Annotated in this window: 10 protein-coding genes and 1 pseudogene; 5 read left to right on the top strand and 6 right to left on the bottom strand. The window is 76.4% G+C overall.

All coding sequences use genetic code 11. From position 1 onward, the window contains the following. Window positions 1–18: 18 nt before the first annotated feature. From ACFWPT_RS16365 to ACFWPT_RS16350, 4 genes are all read right to left on the bottom strand, one after another. The gene (locus tag ACFWPT_RS16365) at window positions 19–1,314 is read right to left on the bottom strand and encodes a PrsW family intramembrane metalloprotease (protein ID WP_380482321.1); all 1,296 of its coding nucleotides are present in this window, start codon (window positions 1,312–1,314) and stop codon (window positions 19–21) included. A 116-nt stretch (window positions 1,315–1,430) separates the two neighbouring features. After that, on the bottom strand, window positions 1,431–2,261 hold the full coding sequence (trmB, locus tag ACFWPT_RS16360) for a tRNA (guanosine(46)-N7)-methyltransferase TrmB (protein ID WP_380374855.1): 831 nt from the start codon (window positions 2,259–2,261) through the stop codon (window positions 1,431–1,433). Between the two features lie 55 nt (window positions 2,262–2,316). Next, complete coding sequence (gene lhgO / locus ACFWPT_RS16355) at window positions 2,317–3,552, bottom strand: L-2-hydroxyglutarate oxidase (protein ID WP_063348295.1); 1,236 nt, start codon at window positions 3,550–3,552, stop codon at window positions 2,317–2,319. Window positions 3,553–3,725: 173 nt separating this feature from the next. Beyond that, window positions 3,726–5,153, bottom strand: a complete 1,428-nt coding sequence (locus ACFWPT_RS16350) for a hypothetical protein (RefSeq protein ID WP_063348294.1) — start codon at window positions 5,151–5,153, stop codon at window positions 3,726–3,728. Between the two features lie 741 nt (window positions 5,154–5,894). Here ACFWPT_RS16350 and ACFWPT_RS16345 point away from each other — a divergent pair. The 3 genes from ACFWPT_RS16345 (at window position 5,895) to ACFWPT_RS16335 (ending at window position 9,508) form a co-directional block, all read left to right on the top strand. Then, on the top strand, window positions 5,895–8,045 hold the full coding sequence (locus ACFWPT_RS16345) for an asparagine synthase-related protein (protein WP_380482318.1): 2,151 nt from the start codon (window positions 5,895–5,897) through the stop codon (window positions 8,043–8,045). Between the two features lie 95 nt (window positions 8,046–8,140). Further along, complete coding sequence (locus tag ACFWPT_RS16340) at window positions 8,141–8,662, top strand: universal stress protein (RefSeq protein WP_159398461.1); 522 nt, start codon at window positions 8,141–8,143, stop codon at window positions 8,660–8,662. A gap of 141 nt (window positions 8,663–8,803) precedes the next feature. After that, the gene (locus ACFWPT_RS16335) at window positions 8,804–9,508 is read left to right on the top strand and encodes a DsbA family oxidoreductase (RefSeq protein ID WP_380482316.1); all 705 of its coding nucleotides are present in this window, start codon (window positions 8,804–8,806) and stop codon (window positions 9,506–9,508) included. Window positions 9,509–9,627: 119 nt separating this feature from the next. On the opposite strand, the gene ACFWPT_RS16330 is transcribed toward ACFWPT_RS16335, so the two are convergent. Further along, window positions 9,628–11,940: a sigma-70 family RNA polymerase sigma factor gene (locus ACFWPT_RS16330; RefSeq protein WP_380482314.1), complete on the bottom strand. Its 2,313-nt coding sequence runs from the start codon at window positions 11,938–11,940 to the stop codon at window positions 9,628–9,630. A gap of 338 nt (window positions 11,941–12,278) precedes the next feature. Next, a complete protein-coding gene (locus ACFWPT_RS16325; RefSeq protein ID WP_363376793.1) occupies window positions 12,279–13,142 on the bottom strand; it encodes a helix-turn-helix domain-containing protein in 864 nt (287 codons plus the stop codon). Between the two features lie 543 nt (window positions 13,143–13,685). Here ACFWPT_RS16325 and ACFWPT_RS16320 point away from each other — a divergent pair. Further along, window positions 13,686–15,053 (top strand): NAD(P)/FAD-dependent oxidoreductase, encoded by a 1,368-nt coding sequence (locus ACFWPT_RS16320; RefSeq protein WP_380482400.1) that lies wholly within the window; start codon window positions 13,686–13,688, stop codon window positions 15,051–15,053. A 168-nt stretch (window positions 15,054–15,221) separates the two neighbouring features. After that, window positions 15,222–16,571, top strand: a pseudogene (locus tag ACFWPT_RS16315) (PP2C family protein-serine/threonine phosphatase); the annotation flags it as partial. Window positions 16,572–16,949 lie beyond the last annotated feature (378 nt).

Genomic DNA, 16,949 nt, shown 5'->3' with positions numbered 1-16,949 from the left:
AGATGGGAAATCGGTTCTTCAGACCGCCCCGGCGGAGCGCCTGTCGCGCCGGGCGGCGTGCCGGGCCGCCCGGGACCTGGCCCAGGCCGCGAAGCAGACCAGCGCGGCGAAGCAGGGCACCATCAGCGCCCCGTACACCACCAGAAAGCCGTCCGTGCCGAGGTCGGCGGCGGCGTTCCAGGTGCCGTGCAGCGCCATCGCGAGCAGCAGCCCGGTCGGCGCGGCCAGCCGGGCCAGCCAGCGCCGACCGGTGGTCAGGGCGACGGCCAGGCCGATCCCGGTGAGCGCGGTGAACAGCGGGTGCGCGAAGGGGGAGAGCAGGGCGCGCAGCACGAAGGTCTGCACGGTGCCGTCGAAGTCGCGCAGGCTGGGCGGATCGCCGAGGCCGATGCTGTCCAGCCGCTGCCGCTGGTCGGTGGTGAACGCCCGGCCCAGGTAGAGGGCGTTCTCGGTGAAGGCGAAGCCGCAGGCGGTCATCCCGCCGAGCACCACCCCGGCCGCCAGGGTGCGGGGCCGGGAGCGGCGGTGCGGGCCGCCGCCGGAGGGCGGGGCCGGGCGCAGATACGGCAGCGGGCGCAGGTACGGGCGCAGCCGCAGCCGGCCCCGGGCGTGCGGACCGGCCGGGCGGCGGGCGTACGTCCGGGGGAGCCGGGGGGCCGGCAGCCGGTGCAGCAGCGGAGCGCAGGGGCGGCCGGTGCGGCGGCCATGGCAGCGCAGCCGCTGGCCGAGCGGCAGCAGCAGCACCAGCAGGGCGGTGGCCTTGGCGGTCTCCTCGATCAGCGGGGTGGCGATGCCGGCGCCCAGCAGTTCGCCGAGCGGGCCCTGGTGCGAGGTCAGGTAGCTGGCGGTCCAGTTGTTGGCCACGATGGCGACGGTGGTGGCCGCGCAGGCGCCCCAGCCGAGGCAGAACACGGTGTGCCGCAGCGGCACCCGGGCGGTCAGGTTGAGCCAGGCCAGGGCGCCGAGCACGAACGGCAGCGGCACCATCGCCAGGCCGACGCCGACCAGCAGTCCGACGGTGCCGGTCTGCCGCTGGACCAGGTGCAGGATCAGCACCCCGCAGCCGGCCAGGGTCAGTACGGCGGTGGCGGTGACGGAGGAGACCGCCACCGAGCGGCCGCGCCGGGGCGGTGCGGCGGCTCCGGCCGGTGGCGGTGGCGGTGAAGCGGCGCCGGCCCAGGGCGCGAGGCGGTGGGCCCGGCGCCTCCGGGGCCCCGGGATGGTCCGGGTGTCGCCGGTGCGCGGGACCGTCTCCGGTGCGTCGGCGGCGGCCTGGACGGTGGCCCGGGACCCGCCGCCGGCCGGGCTGCCCATGCGGCACAGGGTAGGCCACCGCACCCGCCCGTCGGGAGGACTCGGGACGAACCGTCCGTCCGGGCAACGGCCCCCCGGTCATCGCGCGGTGGCCTGTTCGAACGGCCGACGGCGGCTCAGCGGCGGCGGAACAGCAGGTCGTGGACGACGTGCCCCTTGGCCAGTCCGGCCCGTTCGAACTTGGTGACCGGGCGCCAGTCCGGCCGCGGCGCGTAGCCGGGGATGCTGCCGTCCGGGTGGTCCGCGGGCTCCAGCCAGCCGCTGCCGTCACCCTCGGGGTGCAGGTTCTCCAGCTCCGGCGAGGCGGACAGCACGGCCAGCATCTGCTCCGCGTACGGCTCCCAGTCGGTCGCGCAGTGCACCAGGGCGCCGGGGGCGAGCCGGGGCAGCACGAGATCCAGGAAGGACGGCTGGACCAGCCGGCGCTTGTGGTGCTTGGGCTTGGGCCACGGGTCGGCGAAGTAGACCCGCAGGCCGGCCAGCGAGGCGTCCGGCAGCATGTCGCGCAGCAGGATCACGGCGTCGCCGGCGGCCGGCCGCACGTTCCGCGAGCCGTCGCGCTCCAGCAGGCCGAGCAGGTTGCCGTGGCCGGGGGTGTGGACGTCGGCGGCGAGGATGCCCATGGCCGGGTCGGCGGCGGCCATGGTGGCCGTGGTCTCGCCCATGCCGAAGCCGATCTCCAGGGTGACCGGCAGCTCGCCGAACAGCTCCCGCAGGTCGAGCGGGCTGCCGTCGATCGGTATGCCGTAGGCCTCCCAGCCCCGGTCCAGGGCGCCCGCCTGGGCGTTGGTCATCCGGCCCCGGCGCGGCTGGAAGCTGCGGATGCGCCGCTCGCGGTGCTGGGCGTCGGTGGCCTTGTGCGGGTACATCGGCGCGGGGTAGCCGGCCGGTGCGGCGGACAACCGGGCGGACGGCGAGGGCTGGGGGATGGGGGCGGTGGCAGTCACAATTCCCCGAGTCTACGGGGCCCCCGGGCCCCTCCCGAAGGTGCTGTGACCGGGCTCATCCGCCGGCCTCCAGCGCCGCCAGCGCCCGGCGGGCCACCTCGCGGCCGATCGGCAGCGAGGCCGTGGCGGCGGGGGAGGGGGCGTTCAGCACGTGCACCGCGCGGCGCGGGGAGCGCGGGTCGGCCGGGTCGAAACCGGCGAAGGCGAAGTCGTCCAGCAGCGAGCCGTCCCGGGCCACGGCCTGGGCCCGGACCCCGGCGCCGGCCGGCACCAGGTCCTCGGGGGCGACGGCGGGCAGCAGCCGCCGCACGGCGGCGGTGAACGCCCGCTTCGACAGCGAGCGGTGCAACTCGCCCACCTCGTACCGCCAGTGCCGCCGGGCGATCCGCCAGGTGCCGGGGAAGGCCAGCGTCCCGGCCAGGTCGCGCGGGCGCACGGTGCGCCAGTCGTAGCCCTCGCGGGCCAGCGCGGGCACCGCGTTCGGGCCGACGTGCACGTCCCCGTGGACGCCCCGGGTGAGGTGCACGCCGAGGAACGGGAAGGCCGGGTCGGGCACCGGGTAGACCAGGCCGCGCACCAAGTCCCGTCGCCCTTCGGCCAGTTCGTAGTACTCGCCGCGGAACGGCACGATCCGCACCCCGGGCTCGTCCCCGGCCAGCCGGGCGATCCGGTCGCTGTGCAGCCCGGCGCAGTTCACCAGCACCTGGCAGCGCAGTTCCCCGGTGGAGGTCTGCACCGTCACGCCGTCCGCCCGCCGGGCCGCCGCCCGCAGCTCGCAGCCGAGCCGGAGCTCCGCACCCGCCTCCCGGGCCAGCCGGGCGTAGGCGGTGGCGACGGCCGGGAAGTCGCAGACGCCGGTCGTGCCGACGTGCAGCCCCGCCACCCCGGTGACCTGCGGCTCGTACCGGGCGATCCCGGCCCGGTCCACCTCGGTGACCGGGATGCCGTTCGCCCGCCCGCGCTCGGCCAGCGCCGCCAGCCGGGGCAGCTCCTCCGGGCCGGTGGCCACGATCAGCTTGCCGGTGACCTCGTACGGGACACCCTGCTCGCGGCAGAACGCCACCAGCTCGGCGGCGCCCGCCACCGCGTACCGGGCCTTGTACGAGCCCGGCCGGTAGTAGACGCCGCTGTGGATCACCCCGCTGTTGCGGCCGGTCTGGTGGGCGGCGAAGCCGGGCTCCTTCTCCAGCACCGCGAGCCGCAGCCCCGGCCGGGCCCGGGTCAGCGCGTACGCGGTGGCGAGGCCGACGATCCCGCCGCCCACCACCAGCACGTCGAAGTCGTACGCCACCGCCAGCTCCTCGCAGTCCGCCCGGCTCCCCCCGCCGCCGATGCTGCCACGCCGGGCGGGGCCGGTCGAGGGCGCCGAGGGGCGGGCGCCGAGGGGCGGCCGGCGGTGTCGGGCCTGGGTGCCCGGGGCCCCTCTCGCCGGTGCACCTCAACGACCGCCGGGCTCGCCCCCGGTCACGCCGGGGCGACCAGGACCGCGCGGGCCCGTTCGGTCAGCTCCCGGACGCGGCGCTCGCCCTGGAAGGGCTCCAGGCGGCGCAGCATCTCCACCACGTACTCCCGGCTGCGCTGGGAGGAGATCCGGCCGGCCACCTCGACGGCGCGCTCGCCGGCGGCGACTGCGGCGTCCAGGTTGCCGGCCTCGGCCTCGGCCATCGCCGAGACCACCAGGCGCAGGCCGTGCGAGCGGACGAAGCCCTCGGTGGGCTTGGCCAGTGCCTCGCGGGTGAACTGGCGGACCTTGGAGGGCACTCCGAGGTCGCGGAAGCACTCGGCGGCGTCGGCGGCGAGCCGGTCGTAGGCGTAGAAGTCGATCCACGCCGGATCGGGATCCCCGGCGCGGGCCCGTTCGAGTGCGCTCTCCGCCGCGCCGAGCGCCGTCGCGCACGCCGCCGCGTTGCGGGCCTTGGCCTGGGCCCGGGCCTCCACCAGGTGGAAGAAGCTCATCGTCCGGGCGGTGGCCAGGCCCCGGTTGCGCTCCAGGGCGGCCTGGGCGAGGTCCACCGCCTCCTCGGCGAAGCCCCGGTAGCCGGCCTGGAGGCTCATCGAGGCGAGCACGTAGCCGCCGAGCGGCACGTCGGCGGCGGCCCGGGCGAGCCGCAGGGCCTGGATGTAGTAGCGCTGGGCGGCCTCGTGCTGCCCGGTGTCGAAGGCCATCCACCCGGCCAGCCTGGTCAGTTCGGCGGTCGCGCCGAACAGCGCCCGGCCGACGGTGTCGCTGTACGAGGCCAGCAGCAGCGGGGCCGCCTCCACCCGCAGGCACTCCGGCACCATCGACGAACGCCAGTCCCCGCCGCCGTACTTGGAGTCCCAGCGGCGGGCCTCCTGGGCGGCCTCGCGGAGCTTGGCGGCGTCCGAGTGGCCGACCCGGTAGGAGGACGCCTCGCTGGGCGCGCGCGGCGCCTCCCGGGCGACCGAACCGTCCGCGGGGGTGATCAGCCAGCGGGACACCGGCGTCGCGTAGGCGGCGACCGAGAAGGTGCCGGCCAGGCTGTCGCTCCAGCGGCCGCCGCCGGGGCCGCGGCGCAGGTCGAGGTCGACCCGCCACAGGTCGGTGGCGGAGCGGACCGCCTCGGCGACGTCGCGCGGGAAGGCCAGGCCGAGTTCGGGGGCCGGGTCGGTGTCGCCGAGGCCGATCTCCTCCAGCGGCACCGGGCGGCCGAGCTTGCCGCCGATCGCGGTGGCGATCAGGTGCGGGACGGGCCCCTGCGGGACCATGCCCTTGCTGACCCAGCGGGCCACCGAGGTCTTGTCGTACCGCAGGGTCAGCCCGCGCTGGGCGCCCAGGTCGTTGACCCGGCGGGCCAGTCCGGCGTTGCTGATCTGGGCGAGGGTCAGGAGCGTGCCGAGCCGTTCGTTCGGTCCTCGTGGGCTGACGGTCATGGTGGCGGCGGCACCTCCTGCGGCCTTGTGCGCGGGGCCCGGGCGGCACCGGGCCGTAGCTGCTGCACCTAGAGTAGTCGGACGCGTTCCGACGGTTAAGAGGCCGCATTCCGGATGGCGGGATCGTGCACCCGGCGGTGCGGCGCCGGCTCCTCGCCGGGGTTGGTCCGGACCACTCGGATCGGGCCGGGGGTGCCGCGCGCCGGAGCGTCGTGCTCCGGTCCTGTGTTCACGTGCGCCCGGCCGTGCCCCCTGGCTCGACCGGCTGGTCGGCGATTCGCTGGTGGTCGTGGGTCGGCCCGCCGTCGAGGACCCGGCGGGCCGGGGGACGCCGCCGCCTCAATCCCCGCGGGTGGTGGCTGAGTCCGGGAGGGCATGCGGATGCCCTCCCGGGCTGGGCGACGCCTTTCGGCCATCTCGCGATGCCCATGTCAAAGGCGGCGCGGCGGGCGGTCCGGGCCGGGGAGGGGAAGGCCCGGCCCGCCCTGCGGACCACGCGAACACGTCAACACCCGCTGCCCGCACCGGGATCGCCGCCGGGGCCGGAACCACCCCGCACCGAGGCCACCGGCGGAACCGGAACCGGCAACACGGGCCACGGGAGCGCCAACCGGTGGCACGATGTCTCCTGACGGCGCGCCGGTACCCGGGACCGCCGTCACGGCACACCGCGGACCGGCGAGGAGCCGCCCGGCGGCGGACGCGCCGTACGGGTGCAGGTCCTCGTCCGGTGGAGGCGCGATGCGGTGGCTGACGGGCTGGAGCACGGGCGCGCCCCGGGCGGGCGCACCGGCGCACGAGGCACTCGGCACGGTCGCACCGATCGCCGCGCGCCCCCTGTGGACCGGACCCAACCCGCTCTGGGCCGTCGGGGACTGGCGCCCCGAGGAGATCCGCCTCGCCACCCTCCGCCCCGGCGCCCCCGCCACGGTCACCACCGGCCCCACCGCCCCCGACCCCGTCGAGGACACCCCCGCCACCCTGCGGCTCGCCGTCCTCGGCCACTGCGGCGCCACCGACGCGGAACTCGCCGCCGGCCTCGCCGCCGCCCGCGGCGGCGCCGTCCGCCACCTCACCGCCTGGCCCGGCAGCTACACCGCCGTCCTGCGCACCGGCACCCGCTCCACCCTGCTGCTCACCGACCTGGCCGGCGCCCAGCCGGTCTTCCACACCCCCTGGGCCGGCGGCACCGCGTACGCCACCGCCGCCCTCCCGCTCGCCGACCTGGTCGGCGCCCCGCTGGACACCGGCCACCTCGCCGCCCGGCTCGCCTGCCCCGAATCGCCCGAGGCGCTCGGCACCGGCACCCCGTACCTGGGCGTCCAGCGGGTGCCGCCCGGCCACGTGCTCGCCATCCGCGGCGGCCACCCCTACCTCTCCGCCTACGACGACCCCGCCGCCCGGGAGCAGCCGCGCGACGAGGCGCCGGCCATCCGCGAACTCACCCGCGCGCTGCTGGAGTCCGTCCGCTCCCGGGTCCGCACCACCGCGCCCGCCACCGTGCCGGGTTCGGCCGGCCGCGCCCGGCTCGGTGTCGACCTCTCCTACGGCACCGCCTCCGCCACCGTCGCCCTGCTCGCCGCCGCCGTACCGCTGCCGCCGGTGCCCGCGAGCACGGGCCCGGAGCGCCTGCCGGCCGTCCGCGCCGGGGCCAGGAACGGCGCGGTCAAGGGCTCCTGGACCCGCGTCGCCGCCCAAGAGCCCTCCGCCCCGGAACAGTTGGCCGCCGTCACGCTCGGCGAGACCGAACCCCCGACCACCCTCGCGCTCGCCCCCGACACCCCCCGGCTGCGGCACACCGTGCTCCACCCCGGCCCCGACACCCTCCCGTACGCCGGACTGCACGCCGACGCACCGCCCGGCCGGCTCACCGACGAGCCCGGGCCCGAACTCGTCGCCGCCGCCCGCGCCGAGGCCCGCTTCGACGCCGGCGGCACCGACCACCTCACCGGCTACGGCGCCCGCCAGGTCCTCGACGGCCACCCGGCCCGGCTCGCCGACCTCATCCGGGCCGGCCGCCCGCGCGAACTGCTGCCCCCGGTCGCCGCGCTGGCCGGTGCCGACCGGGCCGTCGTCGGCGTCCTGGCCGGCGCGCTGCGCACCCCGCTCACCGTGGTCCGGGCCGCCCACCGGCTCTCCCGGGTCCGGTACGCCGAGGCGCTGGACGACGCCGCTGCCAAGCTGACGGCCCGCCACCTCCCGGGCAACGGCCGCACGGCGGGCGACCGTTCGGCCGGCGACCTCGCCTGGTGCGTCCCCGGCCCGGCCGCCCGCTGGCTGTCCGACGAGGCGCTCTCCTCCGTCGCCCTCCGGCTGCGGCTGGCGGCGCGCAGACCGGCGCCCGACGAACGCCCGGGCGCACACCGCGCCCGGCACGCCCTCTACCGGCACGCGCGCTCCTACCGCACCCTCGTCCACGCCGCCGAACAGCCCGGCCAGCGGCTGCACGCGCCGTTCCTCGACAACCAGGTGGTCCGCGCCGCCCGCCTGCTCCCGGACGACGTCCGCCTCCAGCCCGGCGCCCGGCACGCCCTCCTGCACGCCGTCCTCACCGGCGCCGGCCGCACCGACCTGCCCCCCGACTGGGGCCGCGGCCCCCGCCCCGACCGCACCGCCCCCGCCCGGGCCGGCCTGCGCCTCGCCGCCGACGGCCTCGCCGAACTCTTCGACGCACCCCTCCTCGCCGAAGCCGGCCTCATCGACCTCCCCGCCGTCCGCGCCGGCCTCGCCGACCCCGCCACCCCCCTCTCCCCGGCCGCCCTGGCGGGCCTCGCCGACCTGGTCTCCACCGAACTCTGGCTCCGCCGCATCCGCGCCCGCCGCCACGGCGCCTGCTGGACCGGCCTTCCCCTGGCCCAACCCCCGGCCCTCAGCCCCGTCCGTCCCTCCTGACCCCGCCGGGCGCCGCGCCCGGCCGGGCGGCGGGGTCCGGGAGCCGGGGCAGGTGATGATGGCGGGCAACGAGTCCGTCGGTGAGGAGAGCCGTGGTGGCCAGCGTGAGCCCGGAGCAGTCCGTTCCCGTCGTGCTGTCGGTGCTGGGGCGGCCGCCGACGGGGCGCCCGCCGGGGGTGCTGGCCGCGTGCGACGGGTCGGACGGGTCGCTGTGGGCGTTGGACCGGGCGATGACCGAGGCGGAGCTGTTCGGGCTGCCGCTGTACGTGCTGGCCGTGGTGAACCCGGCGCCGGCCGGCTATCCGCCGGGGATGGCGGAGCTGGTGCAGGAGAGCGTCGAGACGCTGGTGGAGAGCATGGCGGACGGGCTGCGCCGGGCGGTGGTGGCCGTGCAGGGGCAGCGTTCCCGGCCGTACGCGGGGGAGATGTCGCTGCACGTGGTGCTGGGCAACGTGATCGAGGTGCTGCTGGAGGCCTCGACCCGGCAGCACACGCTGGTGCTCGGCACGCGGGGGAACGGGGGGTTCGCGCGGCTGCTGCTGGGTTCGGTGAGTTCGGCGGCGGTGCACCACGCGGCCTGCCCGGTGCTGGTGGTTCCGGCGCCTGCGGAGGGCTGACCCGGGGCGGGGCCGGTGCGCTGACCAGCCCGGCTCGGGGCGCTGACCAGGGAGGCTGACCGGGGTGCCGGGAATGTACCGAGATGGTTCATCGTTCACCTATCCCGACACCCGTCCCCGCCCCACCCCTGGAGTCCCCTCATGAAGGTCGAGATCTGGTCCGACATCGCCTGCCCGTGGTGCTACATCGGTAAGCGCCGCTTCGAGCAGGCCCTGGAGGGCTTCGCCGGCAAGGAGGGCGTCGAGGTGGTCTACCGGCCGTACCAGCTGGTCCCGGACGCGCCGGCGACGGCGAGCCCGCACCGCGCGTGGCTGGCCGAGCGCTACGGCCCGCAGTCGGTGGCGATGGACGCGCGGGTGGCCGAGCTGGGCCGCGCCGAGGGCATCACGTACGACTTCGACGCCGCGCTGCACGTCAACACCTTCCTGGGCCACCGCCTCCTGCACCTCGCCGAGACCGAGTACGGCGCGGCCGTCCAGGGGCGGCTGAAGGAGGAGCTGCTGAAGGCGCACTTCACCGACGGCGTCGACGTCGGCGACCGCGCCGCGCTGACCGACGTCGCGGTGGCGGCCGGCCTGGACCGGGCGCGGGTCACCGCCTACCTGGCGGGCGACGAGGGCGCCACCGAGGTGAGCGCGCAGCTGGCCGAGGCCCGGGAGCTGGGCATCACCGCCGTGCCGACCTTCGTGTTCGAGGGCAAGTGGGCGGTGCAGGGCGGCCAGGACGAAGAGACCTTCCGCAAGGTGCTGGAGCAGGTCGCCGCCGAGATCGGCGAGACCCGCCCGGCGCCGGTGCAGGTCGCCCCGGCGGGGGAGGCCTGCGCGGACGGCTCCTGCGCGATCTGACCCCGCACAGCTTTACCCCGCACAGCTTTACCCCGCACAGCTTTACCCCGCACAGCTTTACCCCGCACAGCTTTACCCCGGGTGGGCCCCACCCCGCACAGCCCCCGCCGAGGCCCGTTTCAGGAACACCTGAAGCGGGCCTCGGCCCAGTCCGCCACGTTGAGCGCCGACCAGATGCCGTGCACCGGGGTGACCACCAACCGGATCGACTTCTGCCCGGCCAGCGGCACGTGCACCGGTGCCGCGTCGTCCCCAGCGGCGAGCGGGGAGGAGCGCCACAGGGTGCTGCCGTCGCCGCCCTGGACGGAGAAGACCACGCCGCCCGGCGAGAGCGTGGCGTCGTCGACCCCGGCGACCGCGTCGAAGGACGTGCAGCTGCGGTTGAGGTCGATCAGGGTGGTCGCCGGGGCGTGCACGGTGATGGCGTGCCCGTGGCGCTCGCCGCCGATCCAGGCGCTGTCGTGCTGCCAGAACCAGTCGCTGCCCTTCTGCCGGATGCTGGGGCCGGGCGGCGGCACCCGGTTGTTGCCGGGCTTGACCACGGGCAGTGAGTCGGCCCAGAAGTCGGCGGGCGCGGGCGGCGAGGGCGGGGTGACCGTCGGGGTGGGCAGCGGCGGCACGGTGGGCGTGGGGACGACGGGGACGACCGGCGGCTCGGGCGTGGGCAGCGGCGGCACGCTGGGCGTCGGCACGACGGGGACGGCCGGGGCCGGCGGCGTGGGGGTCCGCTTGGGCGTCGTCGAGCTCGTCGTGACCGGCGACGCGGCCTTCGTCGTGGTCTGGGCGGCTGCCGGGGCGGCTGTCGGGGCAGGCGTCGACCGGGTGACCGGCGTCGCGCTCGCGCTCGGGCTCGGGCTCGGCGCAGGCGGTACCGGGGCGGCCGCGGCGCTGCTGGGCGCCGGGTCGGCGGGCGCGGGCGGTGCGGGTGCGGGGGCCTGCGGCCGGGGGGTGGCGGGGGCGCCGGCGGCGGGGGGCGCGGCCGTGGGGGGTTTGGGTTCGGGTGAGCCGGTGAGCGCGTACGCGGCGACGGCGGCCGCGGCCACCGCGACGGCGGCGGCGATCCCGGCCTTGGCGGCGGTGCCCAGGCCCTCGCCGGCTGCGGCGCCGGCGCCGGCCCCGGCCCCGCCTCCGCCGGAGGCCGCACCGGCGCCCGCACCCGCTCCACCAGCTGCACCCGCACCCGCGGTTCCGGAGGTGGCCGCCGCGGTGCCCGCAGCCGCACCGCCGACCGCGGCGACCCCGCCGACGGCCGCCGCGGCGGCGCTGAACCCGCCGACCCCGATCCAGACGAGCACGCCGCCGGGCAGCAGCGCGCGCAGGCCGGTGTTGATCTCGGTGAGTTCGAGGCAGGCGGCCGTGCAGCGGTCGCACTCCTGGAGGTGCCGTCCGACCTCCGCCGAGGCGCGCTTGCGCAGCGATCCGCGCGCGTACGCGCCGAGCCGGTTGGCGTACGCCTCGCAGGTGCGGTCCTGGCTGCCGGAGACGTGCGCCTGGAGGAAGGCGGCGGCGAGCCGGTCGCGGGCCCGGTGGGCCTGGACGGCGGTGGCGTTGGCGGTCTTGCCGAGCATCACGGCGACGGTCTTCGGGGACTCCCGTTCGACCTCGGTGTGCCAGAGCACCATCCGGTCGTCCTCGGGCAGTTCGGCGTAGGCCTGCATGACCATGCGCTGGTCGGCCATGGCCATCGCCCAGGCATCGGCACCGGGGTCGGCCAGGTCGAGGTCGACGACGGCGGCCGAGGTCTGGGCGAACACGCTGAAGTCGTCGACGAGTTGCTCGCGCCGCTCGCTGCGGGTCCAGGCGGCGGCGACGTTGCGGACGGCGGTCAGCAGGTAGGCGCGGACGGCGAACTCCGGGCCCTTGCCCGCCCTCAGGGCTTGCAGGGTGCGGGCGAAGACCTCGCCGGCGAGGTCCTCGGCGGTGAAGCTGTCCCGGCAGCAGGTGCGGGCGTAGCGGCGCACCGAGTCGGCGTGCCGGCGGTAGATCTCCTCGTACGCGGTGTCGTCGCCGGCCCGGACCCGGGCGGTCAACTCGGCGTCGGAGGCCGGGCGCTCGCCGTCGACCGGGTCGGCGGGGGCGGGCACGGTGGGGCGGGCGGGGCGGCCGGCGCCGACGAACGCCTCGGGGGCGACGCCGCCGCGGCCGGCCGGGGCCTGGCCGGGCACCCGCCCGGGGGGCAGCGCGGCGGCGGAGGCGGAGAGGGACTCGCGGCTGGGCATGCCCGCCTGGTCGGGCACGTGTCCGGCGGTCGGGCCGGTGGCCGAACCCGGTGCGGCGCCGGGTACTTGGGCCGGGCCGCCGGAGGCCGTGGCGGGGCCTTCGGACGTACTGGACGTACTGCCGGACGAGCCGTCGGCCAGTCCCCCGGTCAAGCCTCCGGACGGGCCGAAGTCGAGGCCGTACCCGTAGTCGTTCTGTTCCTCGGCGCTCACAACGGACCCCAGATTCCACGACAGCCCCCGCAGTGTGGCAGGGCGCGCGGGAGCGCGTGGGCGCACGGTTCCGCGCTGTACGGCGCCGAGGGCGCGCGAAGGGCGCGCATCGGGACATTGGCTCCAACCACGGGCAAAGGATGGCATAGCGCAGAGATGGGCGGTAGCCGGACCGGCCGGGACCCACTCTTCCGAGGAGCCGTCGCGGATGTGTTCGGCCAGCACAGGGCGGGTGGTTGTGCACCGCCCGCACCCGGCGCGCGTGACTGGTCCGCGCGCCGGTCTCCTGTCCAACTCCCGTCCCCGCCAGCTGCGGCGGCCGCGCCCGCGGTGGCGCGTCAGCGTGCCCGCAGGCCGTCCAGCAGGATCTCCAGCAGCCGCTCCGAGGGGCCGGCCGTCGGCTGCCCCTCCGCCTGCTGGACCCCGGCCGAGAAACCCGCCGTGGTCGGCGCGGTGCGGGCCGCGTGCACCGGCACCGAGGCGGTCAGCACCAGCACGACGTCCGACACCGTGACGCCCGGCCGCAGTTCGCCGGCCGCGCCGGCCCTGGCGACCAGGGCGGCCAGCAGTTGCAGCAGCAGCCGGGGATCGGCGTCGGCCGCCGACGGCTCGACGGCCGCACCGTTCTGCGCGTCCTCGCCGCGCAGGTCGAACCGGACGGCGGCCGGCTCGGGCACCCGCTGCTCCGGCACCCGGCCCAGTTCCTCCGCGTACCGGAACGCCTCCGGCGGCAGCAGCCGCCCGGCGCCGGTGCCGACCGCCCGCGCCAGGTAGCCGGCCAGCGACTCCCAGGCTCCGCCGCCGCCGTACAGCGACTCCCGTGCCTGCGCGGTCAGCCAGGCCACCTCCTCGGCGGCGATCCGCTGGACCAGCACCTCCTTGCTCGGGAAGCGCCGGTAGACCGTCCCGACGCCGACCCCGGCCCGGCGCGCGACCTCCTCCATCGGCGCGCCGTAGCCGAACTCGCCGAACACCTCGCGGGCGGCCCGCAGCACGCTCTCCAGGTTCCGCCGGGCGTCCACCCGTAGTCGGGTCCCGGGGACGTGCACGACGACCGGTGGCGGCTCCACCCGGTAGGGGACGCCCGGATAGGCGGCCCCGACCTCCGGCGGCAGGTCCACCGGGCCGCGCTGTTCCGGCACCATGCCCTGGCCGGCGTGCGGTGCTCCCGTTCGCCCCAACACCTGCTCCTGCTCCATCATCCCAACTCTCCCCCGCAGGCGCCCGAACCCGGACCCTGTCGTCGCCCGCCCCTGCACCCCCCGGTGCAGCTCAGCCCGTCAGAAATGACCTGATGACCCATCGCTCGTTGCCGCCCGTCCCGTTTCGTGACCACGGTTCGTGCCTCCGGGCCGGCTCGCGTCCGGCTCGGCGCGTCGGCACCGTCCGGGGCCTTGTCCGGGAACTACCCTTCCCCGGATGACTGTCCCGCAGTCGGGTTCTCGAGCCAACGCTGGAACTGGCCGTAGTGGCCGCTCCACGGTGCGTCGCCGCCGATTGTCATGGCGGTAACCGCTCCGGCACACAATCCGACCATAGTTCACGCCCGTTCGCGGCCGAAAGTCCGTCAGAAAGTCGCCCGGACAGCACAACTGGCCCCACCCGTCGACTCCCGTCACATCCGGCGCGGTACGGACTGTGGACAAGACCGCCCCTGCCGGTCCTTCATAGGGGGGCGCGAGGGGGGACACCCCCGGCCGCGGGGCCGGGAGGAAGCGCCAATCGGCAGGAGGTGCACCATCAGAATCCTGATCGCCGGCGGAGGCTGTGCCGGGATGGCCACCGCGCTGCACCTCCAGCGCGGCCTGCGGGAACGCCTGCGACGCGGCGAGGTCGAGATCACCGTCGTCGAGCCCCAGGCCTACTTCACCTACCACCCGCTGCTGGCCGAGGTCGCGGCTGGCTCGATCGACCCCCGGCACGTGGTCGTCCCGCTCCGCCGGGCCCTGCCGGACTGCCGGGTGCTGACCGCCCGGATCACCCGGATCGAACACGCCGCCCGCCGCGCCTTCGCCGACGCCGCGGGCCCCGGAGAGGCCGCCGCACCGATCGAACTCCCCTACGACGTCCTGGTGGTGGCGCCCGGCTCGATCTCCCGGACGGCGCCGGTGCCCGGTCTGGCCGAACACGGCCGCGGCTTCTCCACCGTCGGCGAGGCCGTGGGTCTGCGCAACCACGTCCTGGAACAGCTCGACCTCGCCTCCGCCACCCGCGACCCGGCCCTGCGCCAGGCCGCGCTCACCTTCGTCTTCGTCGGCGCCGGGTACGCGGGCGTCGGCGCGCTCGCCGAACTGGAGGACATGGCCCGGACCGCGGTGCGCGGCTACCACAACGTCCGCCCCGAGGACCTGCGCTGGGTCCTGGTCGAGGCCACCGACCGGATCCTCGCCGAGGAGTCGCCGGAGCTGGCCGAGCACACTCTCGGCCAGCTCCGCGAACGCGGCGTCGACATCCGGTTGCGCACCACCCTGGCGTCCGCCGCGGACCGGGTCGTCGCCCTGTCCGACGGCAGCCGCTTCGGTGCCCGCACCCTGGTCTGGACGGCCGGGGTGAGGCCGGCCCCGCTGCTGCGCGACACCGACCTGCCGCTGGACACCCTCGGCCGGGTCCACTGCCTCGCCACCCTGCAAGCCGTCGGCCCGGACGGGCGCGCGCTGCCCGGCGTCTGGGCGGCCGGGGACTGCGCCGCCGTGCCGGACCCCGACGCGGACGGGGCGCCCTGCGCGCCCAACGCCCAGCACGCCTTCGCCCAGGCCGAGCTGCTCGCCCGGAACATCGCGGTCGCCCTGGACGCCGGACCGCACGCCCCCGGCCTCGCCGAGTACCGGCCGGGCCACGCCGCCTGCTCGACCTCGCTGGGCCTGCGCCGGGCCGTCGCCCACACCCGGCGCGGCCGCCGGATCACCGGGCGGCGGGCCTGGTGGCTGCACCGGGCCCGGCACCTGCGGCGCCTGCCGAGCGCGGAGCGCCGGGTGCGGGTGCTGATGGACTGGGTGCTGGGCGGGCTGTTCTCCCGCGAGGTGGTCTCGCTGGGGGCGGCGGAGCATCCGCGTCCGGAGTTCGAGGCCGGGTCCGGGCCGCGGCCCGACGGCGGTCCGGACGCCCCGCGGTGAGCGCCCCGGCGCCCCGTGCCGGGGCGGAACGGGCGGCCACGCCGGGCGGGCGACTTCCGGAATCGGGCCCTTGCCTGACAGGATCAGCCCAACCTAGTCATTACCCCGTGTGCTGATGTGCACACAAAAAGTGATGATATGCCTGGAAATCGAGGAAGCGGCCGTCGTTTGAACCTCATGCGCTGGAGCGCCCGGCTCACCGGAGTCCCTTGGCGTGCCGCCCCGCCAACCGGGGCCGGCACCGACGAGGGCGCGCCCTCCGCCGACGGCGTCGTCGTCCCCGGCCCCCGCGACCCCACCAACCTGGCCACCGCCGCCGAACTCCTCGACCTGCACAAACCCCAGAACCTGCGCGAGGTCCTCAACCGGATCCCCGCCCCGGTGGCCGTCACCTACGGCCCGCTCCACCAGCTCGGCTACGCCAACCGCGCCTACCGCGAACTCTTCGGCGACCGCACCACCGGCCTGCCCGCCGGAGAAGCCCTCCCCGAACTCGGCACCATGGGCGTCCTGGCCCTGATGGACCAGGTCATCCGCGGCGGCCGCCCGCGCAGCGTCAAGGCCCGCTGCATCCTCGGCCTCACCGGCAACCGCTACTACAACGTCTCCTGCGTCCCGCTCGGCCCCGGCGGCCCCGGCGGCCCCGGCGACACGGGGGACACGGGGGACACCCCCGCCGAGGGACCGCCCGCCGGCGTCCTGATCTTCGCCGCCGAGGTCACCGACCAGGTCCTCGCCGCCGCCCGGCTCCGCGAAGCCGAACGCCGCCAGCGCGAGGCCGCCGTCACCCTCCAGCGCAGCCTCCTCCCGCAGAAGCTCGACCAGCCGGCCGACCTGAGGGTCGCCGCCACCTACCAGCCGGGCGGCGCCGAGGCCGCCGTCGGCGGCGACTGGTACGACGTCATCGCCATCGACGGCGGCCGGACCGCCCTGGTCATCGGCGACGTGATGGGGCGCGGCCTGCGCGCCGCCGCCGTCATGGGCCAGCTGCGCACCGCCGTCCGCGCCTACGCCCGGCTCGACCTGCCCCCGCACGAGGTGATGCGCCTGCTCGACGGCCTCGCCATGGAGATCGACGCCAACCAGATCGCCACCTGCACGTACGCCGTCTGGGACCCGCAGCGCCGCACCCTCTCCTACGCCTCCGCCGGACACCTCCCCATGCTGCTGCGCTGCCCCGACGGGACGGTCCTGCGCAGCGAGGAGCAGAACGGCCCTCCGCTCGGCACCGGCGACGGCCTCCACGTCTCGCACACCCTGCGCCTGCTGCCCGGGACCACCGGCGTCCTCTATACGGACGGCCTGGTCGAACGCCGCGACGAGGACATCGACCAGGGCCTCGACCTCCTCGCCCGCACCCTCACCGGCGCGGTCGGGGCCCCCGAGGTGATCTGCGCCCGCCTCCTGCGGGCGATGGGCGTGACCTCCGAGCACGACGACGACGTCGCCGTCCTGGCCTTCCACCTGCCGGCGGAGGAGGCGGAGGAAGAGAGCGTCGCCGGGGCGGAACCGGAGCTTGACTCGGCCTTCCCCGAGGTCTAGTGTTCTTCGAGCTGCCTGGCAGGGAGCACCGGACACGCATTTTGCGCGGACGGTCCCGCGGTAGCCAATCCTTTCGAAACACCACTTCCCGGTTCGGGCTGGGTCGCGTCTTGTCGCGGCTTGGTTCTTATTCGGCGTGCTCGTTTTATTGGATTGCGGCCGATTCGCTTTTCGGAGCAGGGATCGGCTAGAGTTTGAAACGTCGGACGGGGCGTCAAGCCGCAGAAGACACCAGCGAGTTGGATGAACGAAGCGCCGGAAACGGAGCGGAAAACATCTGGTAAGCTGGAAACACGAAAGAACGAAGCGCCCGGAGGGCCCGCTGGAAGGCGGTCCGAAGGAAGTGTCCGTTCC

The organism is Kitasatospora sp. NPDC058478, from assembly GCF_042720345.1.
In the GTDB taxonomy this organism is placed as follows: Bacteria; Actinomycetota; Actinomycetes; order Streptomycetales; family Streptomycetaceae; genus Kitasatospora.
This window is presented reverse-complemented; position numbering and strand designations above follow the sequence as displayed.

What these genes read in the sequence shown, in the direction of transcription:
- ACFWPT_RS16325 (WP_363376793.1), bottom strand. Translation starts at nt 13,142, where the DNA reads ATGATGGAGCAGGAGCAGGTGTTGGGGCGAACGGGAGCACCGCACGCC.
- ACFWPT_RS16365 (WP_380482321.1), bottom strand. Translation starts at nt 1,314, where the DNA reads ATGGGCAGCCCGGCCGGCGGCGGGTCCCGGGCCACCGTCCAGGCCGCC.
- ACFWPT_RS16345 (WP_380482318.1), top strand. Translation starts at nt 5,895, where the DNA reads ATGCGGTGGCTGACGGGCTGGAGCACGGGCGCGCCCCGGGCGGGCGCA.
- ACFWPT_RS16350 (WP_063348294.1), bottom strand. Translation starts at nt 5,153, where the DNA reads ATGACCGTCAGCCCACGAGGACCGAACGAACGGCTCGGCACGCTCCTG.
- ACFWPT_RS16335 (WP_380482316.1), top strand. Translation starts at nt 8,804, where the DNA reads ATGAAGGTCGAGATCTGGTCCGACATCGCCTGCCCGTGGTGCTACATC.